The 24,823-nt window shown below is 42.7% G+C and carries 23 protein-coding genes and 1 riboswitch; of the genes, 21 read left to right on the top strand and 2 right to left on the bottom strand.

The features are described 5' to 3' along the window. Positions 1-8 precede the first annotated feature (8 nt). From zapA to MHH68_RS12730, 15 genes are all read left to right on the top strand, one after another. The gene (zapA, locus tag MHH68_RS12800; RefSeq protein WP_058015117.1) at positions 9-275 is read left to right on the top strand and encodes a cell division protein ZapA; all 267 of its coding nucleotides are present in this window, start codon (positions 9-11) and stop codon (positions 273-275) included. 7 nt (positions 276-282) lie between these two features. Further along, positions 283-816: a CvpA family protein gene (locus tag MHH68_RS12795; protein WP_003216761.1), complete on the top strand. Its 534-nt coding sequence runs from the start codon at positions 283-285 to the stop codon at positions 814-816. A gap of 114 nt (positions 817-930) precedes the next feature. Then, on the top strand, positions 931-2,643 hold the full coding sequence (gene polX / locus MHH68_RS12790; RefSeq protein WP_339163411.1) for a DNA polymerase/3'-5' exonuclease PolX: 1,713 nt from the start codon (positions 931-933) through the stop codon (positions 2,641-2,643). A gap of 21 nt (positions 2,644-2,664) precedes the next feature. Next, positions 2,665-5,022, top strand: a complete 2,358-nt coding sequence (locus MHH68_RS12785; RefSeq protein WP_058015141.1) for an endonuclease MutS2 — start codon at positions 2,665-2,667, stop codon at positions 5,020-5,022. A 14-nt stretch (positions 5,023-5,036) separates the two neighbouring features. Beyond that, entirely contained in the window at positions 5,037-5,441 is a 405-nt protein-coding gene (locus tag MHH68_RS12780; protein WP_007501637.1) for a DUF350 domain-containing protein, read from the top strand. 162 nt (positions 5,442-5,603) lie between these two features. Continuing rightward, the gene (locus MHH68_RS12775) at positions 5,604-6,059 is read left to right on the top strand and encodes an immunity 63 family protein (RefSeq protein WP_058015119.1); all 456 of its coding nucleotides are present in this window, start codon (positions 5,604-5,606) and stop codon (positions 6,057-6,059) included. Between the two features lie 101 nt (positions 6,060-6,160). Next, the gene (locus tag MHH68_RS12770) at positions 6,161-7,882 is read left to right on the top strand and encodes an AMP-binding protein (RefSeq protein WP_180310400.1); all 1,722 of its coding nucleotides are present in this window, start codon (positions 6,161-6,163) and stop codon (positions 7,880-7,882) included. Positions 7,883-8,049: 167 nt separating this feature from the next. Further along, complete coding sequence (locus MHH68_RS12765) at positions 8,050-8,634, top strand: TetR/AcrR family transcriptional regulator (protein WP_003216590.1); 585 nt, start codon at positions 8,050-8,052, stop codon at positions 8,632-8,634. A gap of 26 nt (positions 8,635-8,660) precedes the next feature. Then, a complete protein-coding gene (locus tag MHH68_RS12760; RefSeq protein WP_058015121.1) occupies positions 8,661-9,440 on the top strand; it encodes an enoyl-CoA hydratase in 780 nt (259 codons plus the stop codon). Between the two features lie 31 nt (positions 9,441-9,471). Continuing rightward, the gene (locus MHH68_RS12755) at positions 9,472-10,245 is read left to right on the top strand and encodes an electron transfer flavoprotein subunit beta/FixA family protein (protein WP_012010823.1); all 774 of its coding nucleotides are present in this window, start codon (positions 9,472-9,474) and stop codon (positions 10,243-10,245) included. Between the two features lie 44 nt (positions 10,246-10,289). Continuing rightward, positions 10,290-11,267: an electron transfer flavoprotein subunit alpha/FixB family protein gene (locus MHH68_RS12750; protein ID WP_058015122.1), complete on the top strand. Its 978-nt coding sequence runs from the start codon at positions 10,290-10,292 to the stop codon at positions 11,265-11,267. Between the two features lie 75 nt (positions 11,268-11,342). After that, positions 11,343-12,821 (top strand): alpha-N-arabinofuranosidase, encoded by a 1,479-nt coding sequence (locus MHH68_RS12745; protein ID WP_268496764.1) that lies wholly within the window; start codon positions 11,343-11,345, stop codon positions 12,819-12,821. A 245-nt stretch (positions 12,822-13,066) separates the two neighbouring features. Further along, complete coding sequence (trxA, locus tag MHH68_RS12740) at positions 13,067-13,381, top strand: thioredoxin (RefSeq protein ID WP_007501629.1); 315 nt, start codon at positions 13,067-13,069, stop codon at positions 13,379-13,381. A gap of 139 nt (positions 13,382-13,520) precedes the next feature. Then, positions 13,521-15,293, top strand: a complete 1,773-nt coding sequence (gene uvrC / locus MHH68_RS12735) for an excinuclease ABC subunit UvrC (RefSeq protein WP_339163405.1) — start codon at positions 13,521-13,523, stop codon at positions 15,291-15,293. 63 nt (positions 15,294-15,356) lie between these two features. Then, a riboswitch (Lysine riboswitch) is annotated at positions 15,357-15,534 on the top strand. Between the two features lie 141 nt (positions 15,535-15,675). Then, positions 15,676-16,905 carry an aspartate kinase gene (locus tag MHH68_RS12730; protein ID WP_061409010.1) on the top strand — a complete coding sequence of 410 codons (1,230 nt, stop codon included), beginning with the start codon at positions 15,676-15,678 and terminating at the stop codon, positions 16,903-16,905. A gap of 144 nt (positions 16,906-17,049) precedes the next feature. On the opposite strand, the gene MHH68_RS12725 is transcribed toward MHH68_RS12730, so the two are convergent. After that, complete coding sequence (locus MHH68_RS12725) at positions 17,050-17,493, bottom strand: YslB family protein (RefSeq protein WP_058015126.1); 444 nt, start codon at positions 17,491-17,493, stop codon at positions 17,050-17,052. A 280-nt stretch (positions 17,494-17,773) separates the two neighbouring features. Here MHH68_RS12725 and MHH68_RS12720 point away from each other — a divergent pair, with 280 nt between their 5' ends. The 5 genes from MHH68_RS12720 to MHH68_RS12700 all read left to right on the top strand — a co-directional run bounded on the left by MHH68_RS12720 (position 17,774) and on the right by MHH68_RS12700 (position 22,327). Then, the gene (locus MHH68_RS12720) at positions 17,774-18,382 is read left to right on the top strand and encodes a succinate dehydrogenase cytochrome b558 subunit (protein ID WP_058015127.1); all 609 of its coding nucleotides are present in this window, start codon (positions 17,774-17,776) and stop codon (positions 18,380-18,382) included. A gap of 37 nt (positions 18,383-18,419) precedes the next feature. After that, positions 18,420-20,180: a succinate dehydrogenase flavoprotein subunit gene (sdhA, locus tag MHH68_RS12715; RefSeq protein WP_339163402.1), complete on the top strand. Its 1,761-nt coding sequence runs from the start codon at positions 18,420-18,422 to the stop codon at positions 20,178-20,180. A 1-nt stretch (position 20,181) separates the two neighbouring features. Then, positions 20,182-20,946, top strand: coding sequence for a succinate dehydrogenase iron-sulfur subunit (gene sdhB, locus MHH68_RS12710; RefSeq protein WP_058015129.1), 765 nt, complete (start codon positions 20,182-20,184; stop codon positions 20,944-20,946). Positions 20,947-21,067: 121 nt separating this feature from the next. Beyond that, a complete protein-coding gene (locus MHH68_RS12705) occupies positions 21,068-21,529 on the top strand; it encodes a thioesterase family protein (protein ID WP_268496768.1) in 462 nt (153 codons plus the stop codon). A 78-nt stretch (positions 21,530-21,607) separates the two neighbouring features. Further along, positions 21,608-22,327, top strand: a complete 720-nt coding sequence (locus MHH68_RS12700; protein ID WP_339163400.1) for a biotin--[acetyl-CoA-carboxylase] ligase — start codon at positions 21,608-21,610, stop codon at positions 22,325-22,327. A 223-nt stretch (positions 22,328-22,550) separates the two neighbouring features. On the opposite strand, the gene MHH68_RS12695 is transcribed toward MHH68_RS12700, so the two are convergent. Continuing rightward, a complete protein-coding gene (locus tag MHH68_RS12695) occupies positions 22,551-23,681 on the bottom strand; it encodes a PrpF domain-containing protein (protein WP_339163397.1) in 1,131 nt (376 codons plus the stop codon). Positions 23,682-23,816: 135 nt separating this feature from the next. Between MHH68_RS12695 and MHH68_RS12690 the strand changes: the two genes are divergently transcribed. Further along, the gene (locus MHH68_RS12690; protein ID WP_061409004.1) at positions 23,817-24,677 is read left to right on the top strand and encodes a LysR family transcriptional regulator; all 861 of its coding nucleotides are present in this window, start codon (positions 23,817-23,819) and stop codon (positions 24,675-24,677) included. The last annotated feature ends 146 nt before the right edge of the window (positions 24,678-24,823 follow it).

The raw sequence follows: 24,823 nt of genomic DNA, 5'->3' as shown, positions 1-24,823 counted from the left end.
GAGAAACGTTGTCTGACGGCGGTAAAACGAAAACAACAAAAACAACAGTTGAGATTTACGGACAGTCCTTTACGATCATCGGTCAAGAAACGAAGATGCATATGCGACACGTTGCTTCAATTGTTGATGATAAAATGAGAGAAATAAATGAAAAAAACCCATACCTTGATATAAACAAATTAGCTGTACTGACAGCAGTCAATGTCGTCCACGACTACTTGAAATTAAAAGAGCAATACGAAAAACTAGAGAATCAGCTTAGAGAAAAGGAATGAAATTACCGTGATCGATATCATCATTTTGTTTTTGCTTCTTATGGGAACGCTTGTCGGTCTAAAACGCGGGTTTATTCTTCAATTTATTAAATTGATCAGCTTTGTTGTTTCTATCTTAGTGGCTTCCATGTTTTATCAGTCACTTGCACCACAGCTTACGTGGATTCCAGCACCTAATTTTAGCGGCGGTCAAGCGCAGCTCGCTTTCTTTAGTGGGAATCTAGAAACAGCTTATTATAATACCATTGCGTTTATCATTCTGTTTATCTTGACCAAAATCCTGCTCGCCATCATTGGCGGATTGCTCACAACCATTGCAAGTATACCTGTGATTAAGCAGGTCAACAAACTGCTTGGCGGTGTTTTAGGATTTCTTGAAACCTATCTATTTGTTTTTATTCTTTTGTTTGTCGCTGCATTACTTCCAGTCGATGCACTGCAAACAATGTTGAGTAAATCCATATTAGCAGATGCGATCGTAAGCAACACCCCTTATCTGTCCGGTCTTGTCAAAGACTTATGGACGACGTATGGAGTTTAAAAACTTCTCCTTTCTTGGAGAAGTTTTTTCTCATTCCATGACAGAAAGTTGTAGGATGAAGGAAAAGTTTGTATATTTATAAAGGAAGATGCCAAAGCGGCTGGAGGATGAGAGATGAATAAAAAAGATATTATCAAACTTCTTGAAACAATTGCAGTATATATGGAGCTAAAAGGAGATAATCCTTTTAAAATTTCTGCCTTTCGTAAAGCAGCAGCGGCACTGGAACAAGATGACCGCAGCCTTTCTCAAATAGATGATCTATTAGCATTACCCGGCATTGGAAAAGGAACCTTTGCTGTGATAACTGAGTATATCGAAAAAGGACAATCAGAAACCCTCGAACAATTAAAAAAGGAAGTGCCTGAAGGACTTGTCCCGCTTTTGAAATTGCCAGGACTCGGCGGGAAGAAGATCGCTAAGCTTTACCAAGAGCTTGGCGTCCATGATGCACAGTCTCTAAAAGAAGCATGCGAAACGGAAAAGGTACAAGCGCTTGCTGGCTTCGGCAAAAAAACAGAAGAAAAGATTCTCGCAGCTCTTGAGGAAGCAGGAAAGCAGCCGGAACGACTGCCAATTGGATTTGCATTAGATGTGGCAGAGCGGATTGATCACGCGCTTGAAGAGATGAAAGGTATCATCCGTTTTTCAAGAGCCGGCAGCTTAAGACGTGCTCGCGAAACCGTCAAAGATTTAGATTATATCATTGCAACAGACAATCCTGAGCAAGTCAGAGAGCAGCTCGTTGCACTTGATGATGTGAAAGATCTGATCGCAAGCGGTGATACGAAGGTATCTGTTGTGCTTGCCCTTGATTTTGAGATCAGTGTCGACTTCCGGCTTGTGACAGAAGACCAATTCGCAACTACGCTGCACCATTTCACTGGCTCAAAAGATCACAATATTCGAATGCGTCAGCTTGCAAAGGAACGCGGAGAGCGCATTAGCGAATATGGTGTGGAAACGATTGAAACTGGAGATGTAAAAACGTTTGAAGACGAAAGCGCTTTTTATGCACATTTTCAACTTCCGCTCATTCCTCCAGAAATTCGTGAAACCGGAGCAGAGATTGATACGTATAAAGAAAGTATGCAGTTTGTAGAACTGAAAGATATCAAAGGCGACCTTCATATGCACTCGACATGGAGTGACGGAGCCTTCTCTATTCGTGAAATGGCGGAAGCATGTATCGCAAAAGGCTATGAATACATGGCGATTACAGACCACTCGCAATATTTAAAAGTAGCAAACGGCTTAACAAAAGAACGTTTGCGTCTGCAAGCAAAAGAAATTGATAAGCTTAATCAGGAATTCGAGCATTTTCACATTTTCAAAGGGGTCGAAATGGATATCCTGCCGGATGGATCGTTAGATTATGATGATGACTTTTTAAAAGACATGGATTTTGTCATTGCGTCTATTCATTCTAGCTTCTCTCAGCCGGAAGAAGTCATTATGGAACGCCTTGAAAATGCCTTGCGTAATCAGCATGTCGATTTAATTGCACATCCAACAGGCCGTTTGATCGGCAGACGGGATGGCTATGCCTTAAATATAGATCAGCTCATAGAACTTGCGAAGAAAACAGGCACTGCACTTGAACTCAACAGCAATCCGTCAAGACTTGATTTGAAAACAGAGCATTTAATCAAAGCAAATGAAGCGGGTGTGAACATCATGATCAATACAGATGCGCACAACATCGCCATGCTGGAACATATGGAAGTCGGTGTAACAGCTGCAAGAAAGGGCTGGACACCAAAAGCAAATGTCGTGAATACTTTTACTCTAAACGAGATCAAAAAGTTTTTAACGCGTGACAGGTAGTCGTTAGGAGGCTGGACCATGCTGCAACAAAAAGTGTTAGCATCATTAGAATTTCATAAAGTAAAAGAAAAAGTGATGTCTTATACCGCATCCACATTAGGAAAAGAAAGAGCGCAGGATTTAACACCTCTGACGGATATAGAAACCATTCAGCATTTGCTGGAAGAGGTAGCAGAAGCGCAAGATGTGATCCGTTTAAAGGGGTCAGCGCCATTTGGCGGGTTAACAGATATTAGACGCGCAGTGAAACGGGCAGAAATCGGAAGTACATTAAGCCCTTCTGAGCTGATGGAAATCGCAGGACTATTATATGCGGTGAAAAATATGAAGCACTTTCTCACGTCCATGTATGATGATGGAGTAGACATACCGCGCCTTCATACATATGCTGAGACGCTCATATTACTGCCTGAAATCAGAAAAGAAATCGAAAGCTGTATTGGTGATAATGGAGAAGTGCTTGATCATGCAACCCCAGCACTTCGTTCATTGCGCATTCAATTACGCTCACTAGAATCAAAGGTCCGTGATAAATTAGAAGCGATGATTCGTTCACAATCGGCTTCGAAAATGCTGTCAGACACAATTGTCACCATTCGTAATGACCGGTTTGTTATTCCTGTGAAACAAGAGTACCGCTCGAATTACGGCGGCATTGTTCATGACCAGTCTTCATCAGGGGCAACCCTTTTTATTGAGCCGCAAGTGGTCGTGGATGTAAATAACACCTTGCAGCAAACCCGTTTAAAAGAGAAGCAAGAGGTTGAAAAGATCCTGCAAATGCTGACAGAGAGTGTGTCAGAGCACATTGGGGAACTGCTTCACAATGTAAAGGAGCTGCAAACGCTAGATTTTATTTTTGCTAAAGCTAAATATGCAAAGGCAGAAAAAGCCACAAAACCTGCTGTGAATGATCAAGGAGAAATCTATTTAAAACGAGCAAGACATCCTCTATTGCCTCGGGATCAAGTTGTCGCAAATGATATTGAGCTCGGTAAAGATTTTTCAACAATCGTGATCACTGGACCAAATACAGGGGGAAAGACCGTTACCTTAAAAACGCTGGGTCTATTGACGCTGATGACACAGGCGGGCCTCCATATTCCAGTTGAAGAAGGCTCTGAAGTGGCTGTGTTCGACCAAGTTTTTGCTGATATTGGAGACGAACAATCCATCGAACAAAGCTTGAGTACGTTCTCATCTCATATGGTCAATATTGTCGATATCTTAAAGCATTTGACTTCTAACTCTCTCGTTTTATTTGATGAATTAGGGGCAGGAACAGACCCAGCTGAAGGTGCGGCACTTGCGATGAGCATATTAGATGAAGTGCATCAAACAAATGCACGTGTCATTGCAACGACTCATTACCCCGAGCTGAAGGCATATGGGTATAACCGGGAAGGCGTCACGAATGCAAGCGTGGAGTTTGATATCGAAACCTTATCACCAACGTACCGCCTGCTCATCGGTGTGCCTGGTCGAAGTAACGCATTTGAAATTTCAAAGCGTCTTGGTTTGCCAGATCACCTCATAGACCGGGCAAAAGCGGATATGCATGCAGAGCATAATGAAGTAGACCAAATGATTGCTTCATTAGAAGATAGCAAGAAACAAGCAGAAGAAGAACTGCATGAGACAGAAGTCTATAGAAAAGAAGCAGAAAAGCTTCATAAAGAATTGCAAAGACAAATTCTTGAATGGAATGAGCAAAAAGACAAACTGCTTGAAGAAGCTGAACAGAAAGCGAAAGAGAAAATTGATCAAGCATCAAAAGAAGCAGAAGATATCATTCAAGAGCTCCGTTCGATAAAAAGTGAACACCGCTCATTCAAAGAGCATGAACTCATCGATGCGCGAAAGCGTCTTGAAGAAGCTGTTCCTGAGTTTGACAGGAAGAAGAAGCCAGAGCCAGCGAAAAAAGCAGTAAGACAGCTGAAGTCAGGCGACGAAGTCAAAGTGCTTACCTTCGGACAAAAAGGAACACTGCTTGAACAAACAGGCGACAAAGAATGGAGTGTCCAAATGGGCATTCTAAAAATGAAGGTAAAAGAAAAAGACATGGAATTTATCAAATCAGCACCTGAATTTAAGCAAGAAAAAGCCATCACGGCAGTCAAAGGGAAAGATTATCATGTCTCGCTTGAACTCGATTTAAGAGGCGAGCGTTATGAAAATGCCTTAAGCAGAGTCGAAAAATATTTAGATGATGCTGTATTAGCTGGTTATCCTCGCGTGTCTATTATTCACGGTAAAGGAACTGGCGCCCTTAGAAAAGGGGTTCAGGAATTATTGAAACAGCACCGAAGTGTGAAAAATGCTCGTTTTGGCGAACAAGGTGAGGGAGGATCAGGCGTCACCATCGTCGAATTAAAGTAAAAAGGAGAAAACGCATGAAAGCCTTTTGGGAAAATGAACTTGTGGAAATTGCCGCCTATTATAGTGTGGCCGTCCTATGTCTCGTCTTATTTCTAACCATTTTTGAACTCGTCACTTCTTATAAGAACTGGGAAGAGATCCAGCGGGGGAACTTAGCTGTTGCCATGGCAACAGGCGGGAAGATCTTTGGGATTGCGAATGTGTTTCAGCATTCAATCGCACAGCACAATTCCCTTCTTCAAATGGTTGGATGGGGCGTATACGGCTTTGTGATGCTGCTTGTCAGCTATTTCATTTTTGAATTTTTAACACCGCGTTTTAAAGTAGACAAAGAGATTGAAAATGATAATAGAGCGGTCGGGTTTATTTCACTCATCATTTCAGTTGGGCTGTCTTACGTAGTCGCAGCCGGCATTTAAGGAGACGACATGGAAAAGCTAGCAAAAGTATTAATCGTAGTTGCCTGCACTTTTGCAGTCATTGGTGCCGTTTATCTGTTCCTGTGAAATGAAAAAAACAACGTTAGAAAGCTGTCAGGGAATCCCTTGGCAGCTTTTATCTCATCAAAGGCGGCGAATGACATGAAGCACATTCTGCAACAAGACGAACTGATCAAGCGCATTGATACTTGTCTTCAAATGACATCCCTTCCAAGAGACATATACGAACCATATATGGCACGTCCATTTCAAACGTCAGGATTTTTTGATGATTTGAGTCCCTATATTCAAATCGATTCGAGTGGTTATATCCTCATTCAATATGAACGAGGAATTCAAATGCTGCATAAAAGAACAAAAGTGGCAGATGAAGTCATTTACTGGATTTTAGAAGATACCATTTTTCTCACGGTTTACATCGACATGATGAAAAAGCATCAAGTCGACAACATCCAGACGCATTTACCGAATGATCCGAGTATCCATCAACAGATCGTGGATAGAGTGAACGAATCATTTCGTGCCATCGGCGGTTTATATGAACAGTGGCATCATGAAGGAAAAAGAGCTTCTATCGAAACACCGGCGAAAAAGTAAACATGTGCAATTGAACCAAGCTCTATTAGAAAAAAGCAAACTGCCCTAAGGAAAAGTTTGCTATAATATAATAGTACGAAAGTTCAGGAAGGAGGGTTTTTATGCAGTCAGATAAACGTTGGCTTCTGCATTACCCGAATCAAATTCCCCACGAACTCACCATCCCAAATGAAACATTACAATCTTACTTATTCAGCTCCGCAGAGGCTGCACCTGAGCATACAGCCATTCATTTTCTAGGAAAGAACATCACCTATGAACAGCTGCAAGAAGACGTATTGAAACTAGCCAGTCATCTGATGAAAATTGGCGTGAAAAAAGGCGACAGAGTAGCGATCATGCTGCCGAACTGTCCTCAATCGGTCATTTCTTATTATGCTGTTTTAATAGCAGGCGGCATCGTTGTTCAAACAAACCCGCTTTATACGGAGAAAGAACTGGCATACCAAATGGAAGACAGCGGCGCCAAAGTGCTGATCACGCTTGATCTGTTGTATCCAAAGGCTTATAAAATGAAAGCGCTGACAAGTGTGGAGCACTTAATCGTTACCAAACTACAAGATTATTTACCATTCCCGAAAAACATACTGTTTCCTATTGTGCAAAGAAGAAAAAATAAAATGGTCATCCAAGTCGAGAAAAATGACACCATTCATCACTTCGTGCAGATTATGAAAGAATCGGAAGGTGAACAGCAGATACCCGCACTTGCCTTTGATCCGAAAGAGGATATCGCTGTTTTGCAATATACAGGCGGAACGACCGGTTTACCAAAAGGGGTCATGCTCACACATGAAAATATTTTAGCGAATACTGAAATGTGCGCTTCCTGGATGTATAAAACAAACAGGGGGAAAGAACGCATCCTCGGCATCATTCCGTTTTTTCATGTCTACGGAATGACGACCGTCTTAAATCTTGCTGTCAAAGAAGGACATCAAATGATTCTTCTTCCACGCTTTGATGTCGCTGATACCCTCAAAACCATTGAAAAACAGAAGCCGACGCTATTTCCAGGCGCACCAACCATGTATATCGCCTTGCTGCATCATCCGAACATTGAAAAGTATGACCTGTCGTCCATCACTGCATGTCTAAGCGGCTCAGCGGCACTTCCTCTTGAAGTCAAACAAAGCTTTGAAAAATTAACCGGAGGACGCTTAGTGGAGGGGTATGGACTTTCAGAAACCTCACCTGTGACTCATTCTAACTTTTTATGGGGAGCGAACAAAACAGGCAGCATTGGCTGTCCTTGGCCTAATACAGATGCCGGTATTTATTGCGAGGAAACCGGAGGCCTGAAAGAACCATATGAGCATGGAGAAATTATTGTTAAAGGCCCTCAGATCATGAAAGGATACTGGAATCAGCCAGAGGAGACAGAGGCTGTATTACGAGATGGCTGGTTTTTCACCGGAGATATAGGGTATATGGATGAGGACGGTTTTTTCTATATCGTCGACCGGAAAAAAGATGTCATCATTGCGAGCGGCTATAATATTTACCCAAGAGAAGTCGAAGAAGCTCTTTATGAGCATGAGCTTGTACAAGAAGTCGTCGTCGCAGGTATTCCAGATCCGTACAGAGGAGAAACAGTGAAAGCATTTATTGTACCGAAAAAGAATGCCTACTTAACAGAGGACGAACTTGATCGCTTTGTCAGGACGAGAATTGCCTCATTTAAAGTACCGCGCGTGTATGAATTTAAAGAGTCACTGCCTAAAACAGCCGTCGGGAAGATTTTGCGCAGAGTATTAATTGAAGAAGAGAAAAGAAAGCACGCTTCATCATCTGAAACGCCTGCCGATCAACCGAAAACATAACGGCTGCATCATCCGGTCTACCGGCCGGATGATTTGAATGTTGACCGTCTGGTCTGTTATGCTAAAGGTGGAAAAGAAAGAAGAAGATTACTTGACAAATCGCCCGTTTCTTTTTAACATAAAGTTATGAATGAATACTCATTCAATCCAGAAAGGGACGAAGCACATTGAAGCAGAAAAGACCGAAGTACATGCAAATTATTGATGCAGCAGTTGTGGTGATTGCAGAGAATGGCTATCACCAATCACAAGTGTCAAAGATTGCGAAACAAGCAGGGGTAGCAGACGGAACCATTTATCTTTATTTCAAAAATAAAGAGGATATTTTGATTTCATTGTTCAAAGAAAAAATGGGACAATTCATCGAACGGATGGAAACAGATATTCAAAAGAAACCGTCGGCGAAAGAAAAGCTTCTACTACTCATTGAGGAGCATTTTCGTATGCTTGCGCAAAATCATCATTTGGCTCTTGTGACACAGCTTGAACTCAGGCAGTCAAACCTTGAGCTGCGGCAAAAAATCAATGAGGTGCTGAAAGGGTATTTAAATATGCTCGAATCCATTTTAGCAGAAGGAAAGAAAACAGGAGAATTTAGACAAAATCTAGATGTCCGCTTAGCGAGACAAATGGTATTTGGGACGATTGATGAAACCGCTACAACATGGGTCATGAATGATCAAAAATATGATCTTCCTGCACTCGCAGAAAACGTACGTGATCTACTCTTAAACGGAATACATCAATCTTAAAGACATTTTGAAAAAGGATGATTGACATGGAAAAGATACTCAGCTTACATCATGAAAGGCAGACAGCACTTATCACGATTCAGCATCCACCAGCAAACGCCTTATCTTCTCAGCTGCTCACCGAGCTTAATGACATGTTTGAACAGCTCGAACAAAATGAAGAAGTAAGAGCCATTGTGATCCACGGAGAAGGAAGATTTTTCTCAGCAGGTGCTGATATTAAGGAATTTACGACGTTACAGGAAGAGTCTGACTATTCAAGCCTTGCAGACAGAGGGCAGCAGGTCTTTGAGCGGATTGAACAATGTCCAAAACCGGTCATTGCTTCAATTCACGGAGCTGCATTAGGCGGGGGTCTTGAGCTTGCTATGTCTTGTGATATCCGGATCGCAACAAAAGATGCGAAGCTTGGACTGCCTGAACTAAACCTAGGTATCATTCCAGGATTCGGCGGTACGCAGCGCCTGCCGCGCTATGTTGGTTCTGCTAAAGCGCTAGAAATGATGGGTACAGCTGAACCGATTACAGGTGAAGAAGCATTCGCCTGTGGACTTGTGTCAAAGCTGGCAGAAACAGAGGAAGAGGCGCTCGAAGCTGCCAAAACACTTGCATCAAAATTTGCAACGAAAAGTCCAAAATCACTCGAGTATGTGCTGGATTTATTGAATGCGACAAAATTGTATTCATATGATGGCGGTATGAAGCTAGAAGCCAAAAAGTTCGGTGAAATTTTCCAATCGAATGACGCCAAAGAAGGCATCCAAGCCTTTATTGAAAAACGCAAACCGAATTTTAAAGGGGAATAAGGGATTCAAACGACACAAGGGGGAGAAATGAATGAATATATTTGTTTTGATGAAGCGTACGTTTGACACGGAAGAGAAGATTTCCATCCAGTCTGGTGCAATTCAAGAAGATGGGGCAGAGTTCATTATTAATCCTTATGACGAGTACGCCATAGAAGAAGCGATCCAGCTTCGCGACGAGCACGGGGGAGAAGTGACCGTTGTGACAGTTGGCAGTGAGGATGCGGAAAAGCAGCTGAGAACAGCGCTTGCTATGGGCTGCGATCAAGCCGTTTTATTAAATGTGGAAGACGACTTAGAAGAGTGGGATCAATATTCAGCTTCTACGATTCTTTACCATTATTTAAAAGACAAAGAGGCTTCCTTGATCTTAGCAGGGAATGTGGCAATTGACGGGGGCTCTGGTCAGGTTGCCCCGCGTCTTGCTGAATTACTTGGGTTTTCATATGTCACAACCATCACAAGTATTCAAATTGACGGCGGCTCTGCTTCGATTGAACGAGATGCAGAAGGTGATGTGGAAGTCATTTCTGCTGAGCTTCCGCTTGTCGTCACTGCGCAGCAAGGTCTCAATGAGCCTCGCTATCCATCATTACCTGGCATTATGAAGGCAAAGAAAAAGCCTTTAGAAGAGTTGGAACTTGATGATTTAGATCTCGATGAAGATGATGTCCCATATAAAATCAAAACAATTGAACGTTTCTTACCGGAGAAAAAAGAGGGTGGCAAGGTGCTGAGCGGTGAGCTTCAGGATCAAGTCAAAGAACTGACAGATTTACTAAGAAATGAAGCAAAGGTCATCTAAACATCCACTTTACGATATCACGAGAACAAGGGGGAACTTGAAAGATGAGTAAAAAAGTTGTTGTACTTGGAGAAAGTCGTGACGGTAAATTAAGAAATGTGACATTTGAAGCCATTGCTGCCGCTCATCAAGTGGCAGATGGCGGTGAAGTCATTGGCGTGTTAATAGGGGATGACGTCAAAGACCAAGCGAATGAACTGCTTTACTATGGAGCGGATCATGTCATGATTGTGGAGCATCCGCACCTTTCATATTATACGTCAGATGGTTTTACGCAGGCACTTCAAGCCATATTAGATCAGGTTGACCCAGATGCGGTCCTCTTTGGACATACGTCTATTGGAAAAGACTTGTCGCCGAAAATAGCTGCACGCTTGCAAACTGGTCTAATTTCAGATGCAATTGATGTAAGCGTTACCGGAGAACATCTTGTTTTCACAAGACCGATTTACTCTGGAAAAGCCTTCGAAAAAGTGATTTCAACAGATCGTCTGCTTTTGGCAACCATACGCCCAAACAACGTGGCACCTCTTGAGCGGGATGCCTCACGAAGCGGAGACATTACCCCGGTTTCTGTCGATATTCAGAACCTGCGAACGATCGTGAAGGAAGTCATTAAAAAAACGTCAGAAGGTGTAGATTTATCTGAAGCAAAGGTCATTGTTGCCGGGGGACGCGGGGTCAAGAGTAAGGAAGGGTTTGAACCGCTGAATGAACTCGCTGAGACGCTGGGCGCAGCAGTCGGTGCCTCGCGTGGCGCCTGTGACGCAGACTACTGTGATTATGCCCTGCAAATTGGGCAAACAGGCAAGGTCGTCACACCTGATCTCTATATTGCATGCGGGATATCAGGGGCGATTCAGCATTTAGCCGGAATGTCTAACAGTAAAGTCATTGTGGCGATTAACAAAGACCCAGAAGCCGAGATCTTCAAAATTGCCGATTACGGAATCGTCGGTGATTTGTTCGAAGTGGTACCGCTTTTGAATGAAGAGTTAAAAAAGATGAATATCCACTCGTAACGCTCATACACTCAGAATGCCTAGGTATTCTGGGTTTTTTTGTATGTAATCAATACACAAAGGAGCGGTTGACAAGTGAAGGGGACAGTAAAAGTCAATGACGTGATCGGACGTATTTCTAAACACATCTATGGACATTTTCAAGAGCATTTAGGAAGAGGGATTTATGACGGGATTTGGGTCGGAAAAGATTCTGAGATTGATCATATTGAGGGGATTCGTACCGATGTGCTAAAAGCCCTTCAAGCACTACATATTCCGGTGCTTAGGTGGCCGGGCGGCTGCTTCGCAGACGAGTATCATTGGGCAAATGGTGTGGGAGATATGAGCGAACGAAAGCCGATGGTGAACACTCATTGGGGTGGTACCGTTGAATCCAATGCATTTGGTACGCATGAGTTTATGAAATTGTGTGAGCTGCTTGAATGTGAGCCTTATATTTGCGGAAATGTGGGAAGTGGGACTGTTCAAGAATTAGCAGACTGGGTCGAGTACATCACATTTCCAAAGGGAACACCTATGTCTGATTGGCGCATTCAAAATGGAAAACAAGAACCTTGGGACCTGACCTATGTTGGTGTAGGCAACGAAAGCTGGGGATGCGGCGGGAATATGACGCCTGAATACTATGCAGATCTATATAAACGTTATCAAACGTATGTAAGAGAGTTTGCAGGTCAGACCATATACAAAATTGCATGCGGCGCCAATTCAAATGATGTGAATTGGACAAAAGTATTAATGGAGCGGGCCGCACCTTGGATGGATGGACTCAGTTTGCATTACTACACCGTACCTGGTACGTGGGAGAAGAAAGGGTCAGCGACTGAATTTGATGAAGATGAATGGTTTATCACATTGAAAAAAGCCTATGAGATGGAACGGCTTGTCGTGGATCATGGAGAGGTTATGGATCGTTATGATCCAGACAAGCGAATCGGGATGATCATTGATGAATGGGGAACATGGTATGACCCAGAACCAGGTACGAATCCAGGATTTTTGTATCAGCAAAACACACTAAGAGACGCACTTGTTTGTGCCCTTCATTTTCATATCTTTCATCGTCATTGCCAGCGGATTCATATGGCGAATATTGCCCAGACGGTCAATGTGCTGCAAGCAATGGTGTTAACGAAAGACGAAAAGATGCTTCTGACGCCTACTTATCATGTGTTTCACATGTTTCAAGTGCATCAAGAGGAGGAAGCACTTGAAGTGGAATTCGTGTCAACACCTTATGAACGAAGCGGTGAAAAAATACCTCAGGTTAGTGTGTCAGCTTCGCGTTCGTCCGATAAGATGCATATTAGCTTTTGTCACCTGAATCCGCATGAACAAAACGAAGTATCCCTTGCCATTGAAGGTTTGGATGCAAAAACGAAAGTTACGGGCCGTGTGCTGACAGCAGATCGCATGAATGCGCACAACACATTTGATGATCCTCATGCTGTCCAGCCAGCAGACTTTCAGCAATTTGCTGTAAAACCGGGTGAGTTGACCATAGATCTGCCGCCAATGTCTGTGGTGATGATCACGATCGATCTGGCTTGATCGCATATTTAGATGTTTGATGAGAAGGATGTTGGGGCATCATACATTGTAAACGAAGCGGAAAGGGAGTTATTTATATGCTTAGAACGATTCTCATGATTATCGGTGCAATTGTTGTCATTGGTGCGATTATACGGTTTGTTTTTTAATTCATTTCATAAAAAATGATTCGTAAGCATTTCATTCGCAAGTCACATTGGTAGATGCTATACTAAAAAGCATAATTTACATTGGAGGAATGAATAATGGCAATCGTAAAAGCTACTGACGCAACATTTTCACAAGAAACTGCAGAAGGTGTTGTTCTTGCGGACTTTTGGGCACCATGGTGCGGACCTTGTAAAATGATTGCTCCAGTTCTTGAAGAACTTGATCAAGAAATGGGCGATAAAATGAAAATTGTAAAAATTGATGTAGATGATAACCAAGAAACTGCTGGTAAATACGGCGTAATGAGTATCCCAACACTTCTTGTTTTAAAAGACGGTGAAGTGGTAGAAACTTCTGTTGGTTTCAAACCAAAAGAAGCACTTGCTGAGCTTGTTAACAAACATCTATAAACCTGTCTATGCCCGAGCGGCATACTCACTGAAGCGGTTCTCGTAAAGACGAGAGCCGCTTTTCTTTCAATATGGTATAAAACAAATGTTCGTGATACACTAGAAGGAGTGAAAGAGGAAAACAAGGACGGATGAAAATATGAACAAACTGATCAAAGAAAAGCTATCGGTCTTGCCAGATCAACCAGGCTGCTATTTAATGAAAGATCGACAAAATACAGTCATTTATGTGGGGAAGGCAAAGGTCTTAAAAAATAGAGTACGCTCTTATTTCACTGGATCTCATGACGCCAAAACGCAGCGTCTTGTCAGTGAAATTGAGGACTTTGAATACATTGTCACCTCTTCTAATATCGAGGCACTCATTTTAGAGCTAAATTTAATCAAAAAATACGACCCAAAATACAATGTCATGCTCAAGGATGACAAAACGTATCCTTTTATTAAAATTACGAATGAACGACATCCTAAATTGATCGTCACCCGTCATGTGAAAAAGGACAAAGGGAAATATTTCGGACCATACCCGAATGTACAGGCAGCACGTGAAACGAAAAAGCTGCTCGACCGTTTATATCCTCTCAGAAAATGTGCCACCCTCCCTGATCGCGTCTGTTTATATTATCATCTTGGACAATGTCTCGCGCCATGCGTGTATGACATTTCTGAAGAAACGAATAAGCAGCTCGTGGACGAAATCATAAGGTTTCTAAACGGAGGACATCAGCAAATCAAAAAGGAACTTACCGAAAAGATGGAAGAAGCCGCCGAACAATTAGAATTCGAACGCGCAAAAGAATTGAGAGATCAAATCGCATATATCGACTCTACGATGGAAAAGCAGAAAATGACGATGAGCGATTTATCAGATCGAGATGTTTTTGCATATGCCTATGACAAGGGCTGGATGTGTGTCCAAGTCTTCTTCATCAGGCAAGGAAAATTGATTGAACGCGATGTCAGCCTGTTTCCTATGTATCAAGACCCTGAGGAAGAGTTTCTCACCTTTATGGGGCAATTTTATGAAAAGAACAATCACTTTCTGCCGAAGGAAATTTTGGTGCCAGATAGCGTAGATCAAGAGATGATTGAACAATTGCTTGAGACGAACGTTCATCAGCCGAAAAAAGGAAAGAAAAAGGATTTGCTTTTACTTGCCCATCAAAATGCTAAAATCGCCTTGAAAGAAAAATTTTCGCTCATTGAGCGTGATGAAGAGCGGTCCATTGGTGCAGTGAAGCAGCTTGGAGATGCGCTGAATATTTATATGCCTTACCGGATTGAGGCATTTGATAACTCGAATATTCAAGGTGCAGACCCGGTTTCTGCCATGGTCGTCTTTCAGGACGGGAAGCCGTATAAAAAGGAATACCGAAAATACAAAATTAAAACCGTCACAGGTCCAGATGATTATGCATCGATGCGTGAAGTCATTAGAAGGCGATATACCCGCGTGTTAAAGGATGAGCTTCCGCTGCCAGATTTGATTTTAATTGACGGAGGAAAGGGACAGATCAATGCAGCGATAGATGTGCTTGAAAATGAATTGAATCTGTCTGTTCCAGTAGCAGGTCTAGTAAAAGATGAAAAGCACAGGACGTCGAATCTGATGATGGGCGATACACTGGAAATTGTTGCACTGGAGCGGAATAGCCAGGCCTTCTATTTATTGCAGCGCATTCAAGATGAAGTGCACCGGTTCGCGATTAGCTTTCACCGGCAGCTGCGAGGAAAAAATGCATTTCAATCTATTTTAGACGATGTGCCAGGTATCGGAGAAAAGCGTAAAAAACAGCTTCTTAAACATTTTGGCTCTGTCAAAAAGATGAAAGAAGCCTCTATCCAAGATTTTCAGGAGGCTGGCATCCCAAAACAAACGGCCGAGCTTTTAATGGAAGCTTTAAAAAAATAGATTGTACTTTTTCCAAAAGTCTGTTAAGATTGTGACTAAATTTAATAAATGAACGTGTTGTTTGTTGAAGATAGAGGTGCGAACTTCAAGAGTAAGCCTTCAGAGATCGATGGGATCTAGGAAGAGGGCTGAAAGGGGAGCGTCGCCGAAGTGAATAAAATCCACTCATTTTATTCGCTGGCTGTACATTGAAGAAATGTAGGGCTGTCAAGAATTTATTTCTTGGAGGGCTATCTCATTGTTTGCATCGTTTGATGATGATTATAAAGCAATGGGAGATCTGTTCTCTCATTGCTTTTTTTATTTGCAGTGAGCAGGCAGTCTCCAAAGCCGCTTCTTGCCTCTTCTCTCACACGTGATCTTTTGAAAAAGGGTGGTTGACATGGGACTAATTGTACAAAAATTTGGCGGAACGTCTGTTGGATCGACAGAAAAAATTCGCAATGCTGCAGAAAGGGTCATCGCTGAACGCGAGGCCGGACATGATGTGGTTGTGGTTGTGTCGGCAATGGGTAAATCAACGGATGTTCTAGTAGACCTAGCGAAAGAACTCACAGATCATCCGAGCAAAAGAGAAATGGATATGCTGCTCGCAACTGGAGAGCAAGTGACCATTTCCTTATTAACGATGGCGCTGCAAGCAAAAGGCTATGATGCCATTTCCTTTACAGGCTGGCAGGCTGGTATGAAAACAGAGCAAGTACATGGTAACGCAAGAATCGTCGATATTGATGAATCAAGAATAAAAGAGGAATTAAGTGCTGGGAAAGTGGTTGTTGTGGCTGGCTTCCAAGGAATTGCAGATGATTTGCATATCACAACGCTTGGACGCGGTGGATCAGATACAACAGCTGTGGCACTTGCTGCTGCACTAAAAGCGGATAAATGTGATATTTACACAGATGTACCAGGTGTGTTTACGACAGATCCGCGTTATGTACCGGCCGCGCGGAAACTTGCAGGTATTTCATATGATGAGATGCTAGAGCTGGCTAATTTAGGAGCTGGTGTCTTGCATCCGAGAGCTGTCGAATTTGCGAAAAATTATCAAGTCCCGCTAGAAGTCCGTTCTAGTATTGAAAATGAATCGGGTACGTTAATTGAGGAGGAATCATCCATGGAACAAAATTTAGTCGTCAGAGGCATTGCGTTTGAGGATCAAATTACACGCGTGACGGTGTGCGGTCTTTCAAGCGGTCTTACCACATTGTCGACCATCTTTACGACACTTGCGAAGCAAAATATCAATGTCGATATCATCATTCAGTCTGTCACAAGCACCAATCAGACGTCGATCTCTTTCTCTGTGAAAACGGATGATTTGTCTAAAACAGTTGAAGTGTTAGAAGAATATAAAGGAGCACTCGGCTACGAACAGATCGAGACAGAAAGCAAATTAGCCAAAGTATCCATCGTTGGATCTGGTATGGTTTCAAATCCAGGCGTAGCCGCTGAAATGTTTGCTGTGTTAGCAGAAAAAGACATCCAAGTGAAAATGGTCAGTACGTCTGAAATTAAAGTCTCAACAGTGGTTGGCCGAGACGATATGGTCAAAGCAGTTGAAGCATTGCATGATGCGTTTGATTTATCAAAGGTAGCTGCGCATTCTTAAAAAGGCGGGAGGTGTATCTCATGAAAGAGTGCACCTCTTTTTTATATTCGAAACCGCCGCAAACCCATTCACTAAGTATGCTATGATAGAAGAAGGCAAACAAAAAAAGGCGTGACCTGAAGTCTGCGCCTTTCATAAAGAGAGTTAGCTTGGGTCTCTTAAATCCCATTTAACGGTTAAAATGACTTTATCAGCACGCTTTTTCACTTGTTCATAAGATTCAGCCACGTACTCGTTGAGAAGCTGGATTTGTTCAGCAATAAAACCTGCTTCCATCTGAAAGCATGGCTCCTTTTGATAGGTGAGTCGATTTGATACAAGTGGACCTTCGAGCTCAAACTCAATTTCCTGTTTTTTCGAATGGACCATCGTGAGAGTTCCCCATCCGGCATCATGGAAAAATTCGGGGATCTTCTCCCATGACTCTTGAGGAAATTTACGAGCAAGCAGCTTACCCGCAAAATACATCATAGATGAATGATCCTGACCAAGAATATCAGGCAGCAGAACTTCGCGTATCAGCTCGTAGGCAAATCCATTGACTTCAATTTCTTTTAGCTGTTCTAAGTTAGATTCGAATTTATTCATTGTACGGCTCCCCTCTTTCAACAATTTATTATAGCTTATGTGAGCATATGATGACAGAGTTTTCCCTGAAGTCTAAGAAATTCTTATTGTAGTAAAACGAATTTTGATTTAAAACTTTTAAATTTCGGAAAATTTTAATTTATGTACGCGGTTTCTTGACGCTTTTTTGACATAGGAGTAAAATGAAATTGTCAATAAATTTGAATAAAGTGCTTACAATTGAAAGAAGCGGGGGTAAGACAATTTTCAGCAATTGCACTTTTTACTAGGGGGTAAAGTAATGTCGGGGAACAAAGAATTTTTTTATCGGAGATTGCATTCTTTGCTTGGCGTCATTCCGGTCGGTCTATTTTTAATTCAGCACTTAGTGGTGAACCACTTTGCGACGAATGGACCAGAGGCGTTTAACAAAGCTGCACACTTTATGGAACAGCTTCCATTCAGATATGCACTTGAGCTGTTCGTGATTTTCTTACCACTGATCTATCATGCTGTTTATGGGGTGTACATAGCCTTTACGGCACAAAACAACACGTCTCGCTTCAGTTACTTAAGAAACTGGTTGTTCAGACTGCAAAGGATTTCAGGTATCATCACATTGATTTTTGTGACTTGGCATGTATGGGAAACACGAATTCAAGCTCAGCTTGGAGCTGAAGTGAACTATGACATGATGGCGAATATTTTAAGCTCTCCATTTATGCTAGGCTTCTATATTGTCGGCGTTTTATCTACTATTTTCCACTTTGCTAATGGCTTGTGGTCATTTGCTGTCAGCTGGGGAATTACTGTTTCACCACGCTCACAAAGAATCTCCACATATGTGACATTAGGTATATTTATAGCGCTTTCATATGTAGGGCTAAGAGCAATTTTCGCTTTTGTTTAAGAGGAAATAGATTAGTAGAAGAGGGAGAGGGGCTACAATGAGTAATTCTAGCATCATCGTTGTCGGAGGCGGCTTAGCTGGTCTCATGGCAACTATTAAAGCAGCAGAAGCGGGAACAGCTGTTAAACTATTTTCAATCGTACCTGTAAAACGTTCGCATTCTGTATGTGCACAGGGCGGAATCAACGGAGCGGTGAATACAAAAGGTGAAGGGGATTCACCTTATGAACATTTTGATGACACGGTGTATGGCGGAGACTTCTTAGCCAACCAGCCGCCAGTAAAGGCAATGTGTGAAGCAGCGCCGTCCATTATCCATTTACTTGATCGGATGGGTGTAATGTTTAACAGAACACCAGAGGGATTATTGGACTTCCGCCGCTTCGGGGGAACACAGCACCACCGTACAGCATTTGCTGGAGCTACAACAGGTCAGCAGCTATTATATGCACTTGATGAGCAGGTTCGCCGCTATGAAGTAGCAGGACTTGTCACGAAAAATGAAGGCTGGGAATTCCTTGGCGCTGTGTTAGATGACGAGGAAGTATGCCGAGGCATTGTCGCGCAGAACTTGACGACAATGGAAATTGAATCCTTCCGTTCAGATGCAGTGATCATGGCAACAGGAGGTCCTGGAATCGTGTTCGGAAAATCAACGAACTCCATGATTAACACTGGATCTGCTGCATCCATCGTCTATCAGCAAGGGGCTCATTACGCAAATGGAGAATTCATTCAAATTCACCCAACAGCGATCCCTGGAGATGACAAGCTTCGTCTCATGAGTGAATCGGCTCGTGGTGAAGGCGGACGTGTTTGGACATATAAAGACGGGAAGCCTTGGTACTTCCTGGAAGAAAAATATCCAGCATACGGAAACCTTGTACCGCGTGATATCGCTACACGTGAAATTTTCGACGTATGTGTCGAGCAAAAGCTTGGCATCAACGGAGAGAACATGGTATATCTCGATCTTTCTCATAAAGATCCAAAAGAACTTGATATTAAACTTGGCGGTATCATTGAAATCTATGAAAAATTCATGGGTGATGACCCGCGTAAGCTTCCAATGAAAATTTTCCCTGCTGTTCATTACTCAATGGGCGGATTATGGGTTGATTATGATCAAATGACAAATATCAAAGGTCTATTTGCTGCCGGAGAATGTGATTACTCTATGCACGGCGGAAACAGACTTGGAGCAAACTCACTGCTTTCTGCCATTTACGGCGGAATGGTCGCTGGACCGAATGCTGTGAAGTACATTAGCGGTCTTGAAAAGTCTGCGGAAGACCTATCTTCTGCAACATTTGACAGCGCTGTGAAGAAAGAGCAGGAGAAATGGGACAACATCCTGAGCATGGACGGAACAGAAAATGCGTACGTGCTTCATAAAGAGCTTGGAGAATGGATGACGGATAACGTCACAGTCGTTCGTTACAATGACAAACTCTTAAAAACAGATCAGAAGATCGAAGAACTAATGGAGCGCTACAAAAAGATCAACATCAATGATACAGCTTCATGGAGCAACCAAGGCGCTGCCTTCACACGTCAGCTTGACAACATGCTTCAACTGGCAAGAGTCATTACGATCGGGGCTTACAACAGGAATGAAAGCCGAGGCGCACACTATAAACCGGACTTCCCAGAGAGAAACGATGAAGAGTTCCTAAAAACAACGATGGCTACGTTCAAAGGAAAAAATCAAAAGCCAGCATTCCACTATGAGGACGTCGATGTATCGTTAATTGCACCTCGTAAACGAGATTACTCGAAGAAAAAGGTGGAGAAATAAGATGAGTGAAAAAAACACGATTCAATTCATAATCACACGTCAAGATACAGCAGATGGAAAGCCTTATGATGAAGAATTTGAAATTCCTTACCGCCCAAATATGAACGTCATTTCCGCACTCATGGAAATTAGACGGAACCCGGTCAATAAACAAGGGGAAAAAACAACGGCAATCAACTGGGATATGAACTGTCTTGAAGAGGTGTGCGGAGCTTGTTCTATGGTCATTAATGGAAAACCGCGCCAGTCATGTACAGCCTTGATTGACAAGTTAGACCAGCCGATTCGTCTTCAGCCGATGAAGACATTCCCGGTTGTGAGAGACTTGCAGGTTGATAGAAGCCGGATGTTCAATTCCTTGAAAAAAGTGAAAGCATGGGTACCGATCGATGGCACGTATGACCTTGGTCCTGGACCAAGAATGCCTGAGAAAAAACGTCAATGGGCATACGAGCTTTCGAAATGTATGACATGTGGTGTCTGCCTTGAAGCTTGTCCAAACGTGAATGATAAGTCTTCCTTTATGGGCCCTGCACCGCTTTCGCAAGTTCGTTTATTTAACGCACATCCGACAGGTGCGATGAATAAGTCTGACCGTTTAGAAGAAATTATGGGAGACGGTGGTCTTGCGAACTGCGGGAACTCCCAAAACTGTGTGCAGTCTTGTCCGAAAGGAATCCCGCTGACAACGTCAATTGCTGCACTTAACCGAGATACAACTTTACAAGCATTCCGTAACTTCTTCGGAAGTGATCACGCAGAATAACATCACATTCAGTCCTCTTTGCCAATCATGATGAGTGTTTAAGAGGCTGGATGCAACATATAAACAAACGCCTCTTCCAATACGGGAGAGGCGTTTTGTTTCCAAATAAGGAGATGATCAAGTGAGATTGCCGTCATATATTGAAGAGCCGTTTGAAGAGTGGAGGGCATCCTTTCGATTTTATGTCGAAACCACTGTTCGTTTTTCAGAAACGGATATGTTTGGCCATATGAACAATGTCACCCCTTTTGTGTATTTTGAAGAGGCGCGCATTGCCTTTTTTCAAAAAACAGGTATTGTTGATAAACGGATGAAACGTGTGAGAGAGACCATGACAGTCGTCGCTAATCTGCAATGTGATTACATCAAGCAGGTAGAGATTGGAGAGAGGCTTCGTGTGTATGTCAAGCCGGAAAAGGTAGGCTCAAGCTCACTCATTCTTCATTACTTAGGAGAAAATGAGCGGCAGGAACCATGCTTTACAGGGTCAGTCACGATGGTGCAAATTAGTAAAGATACAGGCACATCTGTCCCATTTACTGAAGAAGAAAAAAAGACATTTCAGGCGCAGCGAAATGAGTAGCATGCTGCCTTATCAACGTGCACACTTCATTTTGTTATAATAAAAGCATCATATCAAGAAAAAACAAGAGGAGAACACATGAAGATTTTTCAATATGACACCATTGATAGTACAAATAATGAAGCGAAAAGGCTCATGCAGCAAGGAGAAAAGCCCTCATTTGCTATCTATGCACGCCAGCAGACAGCAGGAAGAGGCAGACTAGGCAGGCCATGGGAAACGCCTTTAGGGAATGTGGCGGTAACCATGACAGTCATGCCGCCAGAAGAACTCTCCACTCAATCAACGATCGCTCCGCTGACAGCACTAGCAATCTATGATGTGCTGAAACCACTCATAAGAGCGGACGATCAGCTGGCGATCAAATGGCCGAATGATATTCTCATTAATGAAGCAAAGGTATCCGGCACATTAATAGAAGCAGACCGCAGCGCCATTTATATTGGTGTCGGTATCAATGTAGAAACGAAGCCGGAGCATGTCCCGTACAAAACCATTTGCTTATCTGAACTGACAGAGGTAAAAGCCGATCAGCTTGTGAAGGACCTTGCCACGGCTTTTGAAAAATATCATACACGCTGGAAGAATGAAGGGTTTGAAGCACTCACTGCCCTCTATAACAAACGGTTATATCGACTCAATAAGCCGCTTCGCATTTCGTTAGATCGTGAAAAACAAACATGGAAAGAAGGCATTTGCAGCGGTGTTAACCGCTTTGGTCATCTTCAGCTAAAAGATGATAAAGGACAGATCAAAGCTCATTCTGCGGGAGATATTGATGCCCCGCTTCAACATTAAAAAAAGCAGACGTCTTCTCGTCTGCTTCCAGCGTGTAGACAAACCCTCGCATTCGTTGTCAGGTCTGCGCGCCGGTGCTCACGAATGTTTCATTCGCTCCGCTACTCGTCCTTCCTAGACTGCAAAGGTTTTCTATCACGCTGAAAAGAAGACAAAGGACTAAAATAAACATCATTTTAGCCCTTTGTCAACAATATCAAAGCAGACGATGTTCTCGTCTGCTTCAGGCTTCTCTTTTTATACGAGGCTGCACAATATAATCTTGTTTCGTAAAGACAACCCCGTCTAGAATTTCTCTTGCGGTTCGAATGACTTTGACTCTGTTTTGAGACACGTCAATGTCTGTTTTCATAATTCCGGCAGGATGCCCGATTCGAAGCGTATCATGTTGTCCATCATAAAGCTGTGCAGGGAGTGTTTGTTCCATAAAATAGCTGGCTGACACACAGACAGAGCCGGTAATGGCAAGCGCTTGGTGTGGTCTTTGCATTGATAGCATGCGTACGATGATGTCCATATCGGCTGCTCGTCTCATCACTCCATTTGTATCGACATAATCAGCAGGTTCGCTAATAATCGCAAGCTTCGGAACGGCTGGTGACTGTAATGTTGCCATGTCTTTTGGCGCAAAGTGACACATTTCAGCAGCGATGGAACGAATCTCTTCTAAATCATCCAGTAATGCGTCTGAAAATTCCTCAGGCAATTCGGTTCCTTTTAAATGAAGATCCTTCGCTCGGACAAAGGCAATGGGATTTGCGATGTCAACGATCGAGATCGGAATCTCTCCGAATTTTGTCTGAATCGTATCCATGCGGTTCCCTGTCGGAAAGGTTTTACCTGTTACAGCGCCTTCAGGTTTTTCAAATGATAGATAGATGGGAGATCCTGTCCCTTTTACTCCTGGAATTTCTACATCTCCCTCAAATTTCACTTCGCCGTTTTCAACCTCAACCTCTACTACAATGACTTTATTGGTGTTGGTATTGAGGATACGTACAGTCGTAATGGGCTCAACCGCTTGAACAAGTCCTTTAATGATGGCATATGGTCCAACCGCTGATGAGATATTCCCGCAGTTCCCTTTAAAGTCGACATATCTCTCATTGATGCTGACTTGTGCAAACGTATAGTTCACATCCACATCTGGACGTGTGGCTTTATCAATAATGGCTACTTTACTTGTTAAAGAATTACCGCCGCCGATCCCATCGACCTGCAGCCGGTCAGGACTGCCCATAATGTCTAAAAGAAATGCCTCGAGCTCATCGTGTTCATAGGGTGCATCGTTTGCTTGAATGAATACCCCTTTGCTTGTACCGCCTCGCATAATTGTGATTGGAACTTTTCTCATTGCTCTCACCCTCAATTTTTAATGAACTGTTTATCTAATCAAAATGGTAAAGTATAATAAGAAATAAGTTAAATACATTATTTTAAGAGGAATCAATAAAAATTTTTTATAACTAGTGAAAAAGGAGGGCACACAATGGATGAGAAAGACTGGCGGTTTTTAAAGGTGCTCTATGAAGAAAAGAACATCACAAAAGCGGCGGAAAAATTATTTGTCTCTCAGCCTGCCTTAAGCTATCGGTTGAAGCAGCTTGAAGAGGAGTTTGATATGAAGCTTTTCTTTAAAAGAAAACGAGGGATTGAATTTACGTCAGAAGGCGAGTACTTGGCTGCATATGCAAATGACATGCTCAAACAGCTTCAGCAAACAAAAGATGGCATGCTCAACATGCAAAAAAAGGTCAAAGGGACAATCCGGTTAGGGGTCTCAAGCAACTTTGCTCAGTATAAGCTGCCGGAAATTTTAAGAGAATTTTCTAAGCAGTATCCACATGTTCAATTCATGGTGAATACAGGCTGGAGCACGAAAGTCATGGATTTATTAGGCACATCAAGTGTCCATTTAGGGATTTTAAGAGGGGATTACGATTGGAATGGAGAGCGGTTTTTGCTTGATAAAGAGCGGCTTTGTATCATTTCAAAATCAGAAATCCAGCTAAAGGACCTCCCAAAGCTTCCGCTCATTGACTATCATACAGATAGTTCATTAAAACGATTGATTAACAGATGGTGGCAGGAAACGTTTACCATGCCTCCGCTTGTGACGATGGAGACAGACCGCCAGGATACATCAAAAGAGATGGTCAAGCACGGTTTAGGCTACGCCATTGTACCAGAAATTTGCCTCAGACCAAGTGATGAGCTATTTGTAAAAGGTCTTTCGTATAAAGATGGCCAGCCTGTTTTAAGAGATACATGGCTTATGTACCAGCCAGACTCCCTTCATTTATCTGTTGTGAAAGCATTCATAGAGTTTTTAAGAAGCCAGCAAGGTTGATTATAAAAGAAATTTATAGAATATACGAAAAAATCAATATTTTCATTATAAAAAGAGCTATTATATCCTTGAAATAGAAAGCGCTAACATTTAGGTCGCAAGTGCAAAGGGGCGCTTGCTGACTGCGCAAAGAAGAGGATGGAGGG

This window comes from Bacillus sp. FSL K6-2841, from assembly GCF_037976435.1.
Lineage (GTDB): Bacteria > Bacillota > Bacilli > Bacillales > Bacillaceae > Bacillus > Bacillus pumilus.
The sequence above is the reverse complement of the archived record's forward strand: the minus strand, read 5'-3'. Positions and strand labels throughout refer to the sequence as shown.

Excerpts from the sequence above, each read along its gene's own strand:
- polX (WP_339163411.1), top strand. The coding sequence starts at position 931 with ATGAATAAAAAAGATATTATCAAACTTCTTGAAACAATTGCAGTATAT.
- MHH68_RS12780 (WP_007501637.1), top strand. The coding sequence starts at position 5,037 with ATGAAAGCCTTTTGGGAAAATGAACTTGTGGAAATTGCCGCCTATTAT.
- MHH68_RS12775 (WP_058015119.1), top strand. The coding sequence starts at position 5,604 with ATGAAGCACATTCTGCAACAAGACGAACTGATCAAGCGCATTGATACT.
- MHH68_RS12770 (WP_180310400.1), top strand. The coding sequence starts at position 6,161 with ATGCAGTCAGATAAACGTTGGCTTCTGCATTACCCGAATCAAATTCCC.
- MHH68_RS12760 (WP_058015121.1), top strand. The coding sequence starts at position 8,661 with ATGGAAAAGATACTCAGCTTACATCATGAAAGGCAGACAGCACTTATC.
- MHH68_RS12755 (WP_012010823.1), top strand. The coding sequence starts at position 9,472 with ATGAATATATTTGTTTTGATGAAGCGTACGTTTGACACGGAAGAGAAG.
- MHH68_RS12750 (WP_058015122.1), top strand. The coding sequence starts at position 10,290 with ATGAGTAAAAAAGTTGTTGTACTTGGAGAAAGTCGTGACGGTAAATTA.
- trxA (WP_007501629.1), top strand. The coding sequence starts at position 13,067 with ATGGCAATCGTAAAAGCTACTGACGCAACATTTTCACAAGAAACTGCA.
- uvrC (WP_339163405.1), top strand. The coding sequence starts at position 13,521 with ATGAACAAACTGATCAAAGAAAAGCTATCGGTCTTGCCAGATCAACCA.
- MHH68_RS12730 (WP_061409010.1), top strand. The coding sequence starts at position 15,676 with ATGGGACTAATTGTACAAAAATTTGGCGGAACGTCTGTTGGATCGACA.
- MHH68_RS12725 (WP_058015126.1), bottom strand. The coding sequence starts at position 17,493 with ATGAATAAATTCGAATCTAACTTAGAACAGCTAAAAGAAATTGAAGTC.
- MHH68_RS12720 (WP_058015127.1), top strand. The coding sequence starts at position 17,774 with ATGTCGGGGAACAAAGAATTTTTTTATCGGAGATTGCATTCTTTGCTT.
- sdhA (WP_339163402.1), top strand. The coding sequence starts at position 18,420 with ATGAGTAATTCTAGCATCATCGTTGTCGGAGGCGGCTTAGCTGGTCTC.
- sdhB (WP_058015129.1), top strand. The coding sequence starts at position 20,182 with ATGAGTGAAAAAAACACGATTCAATTCATAATCACACGTCAAGATACA.
- MHH68_RS12700 (WP_339163400.1), top strand. The coding sequence starts at position 21,608 with ATGAAGATTTTTCAATATGACACCATTGATAGTACAAATAATGAAGCG.
- MHH68_RS12695 (WP_339163397.1), bottom strand. The coding sequence starts at position 23,681 with ATGAGAAAAGTTCCAATCACAATTATGCGAGGCGGTACAAGCAAAGGG.
- MHH68_RS12690 (WP_061409004.1), top strand. The coding sequence starts at position 23,817 with ATGGATGAGAAAGACTGGCGGTTTTTAAAGGTGCTCTATGAAGAAAAG.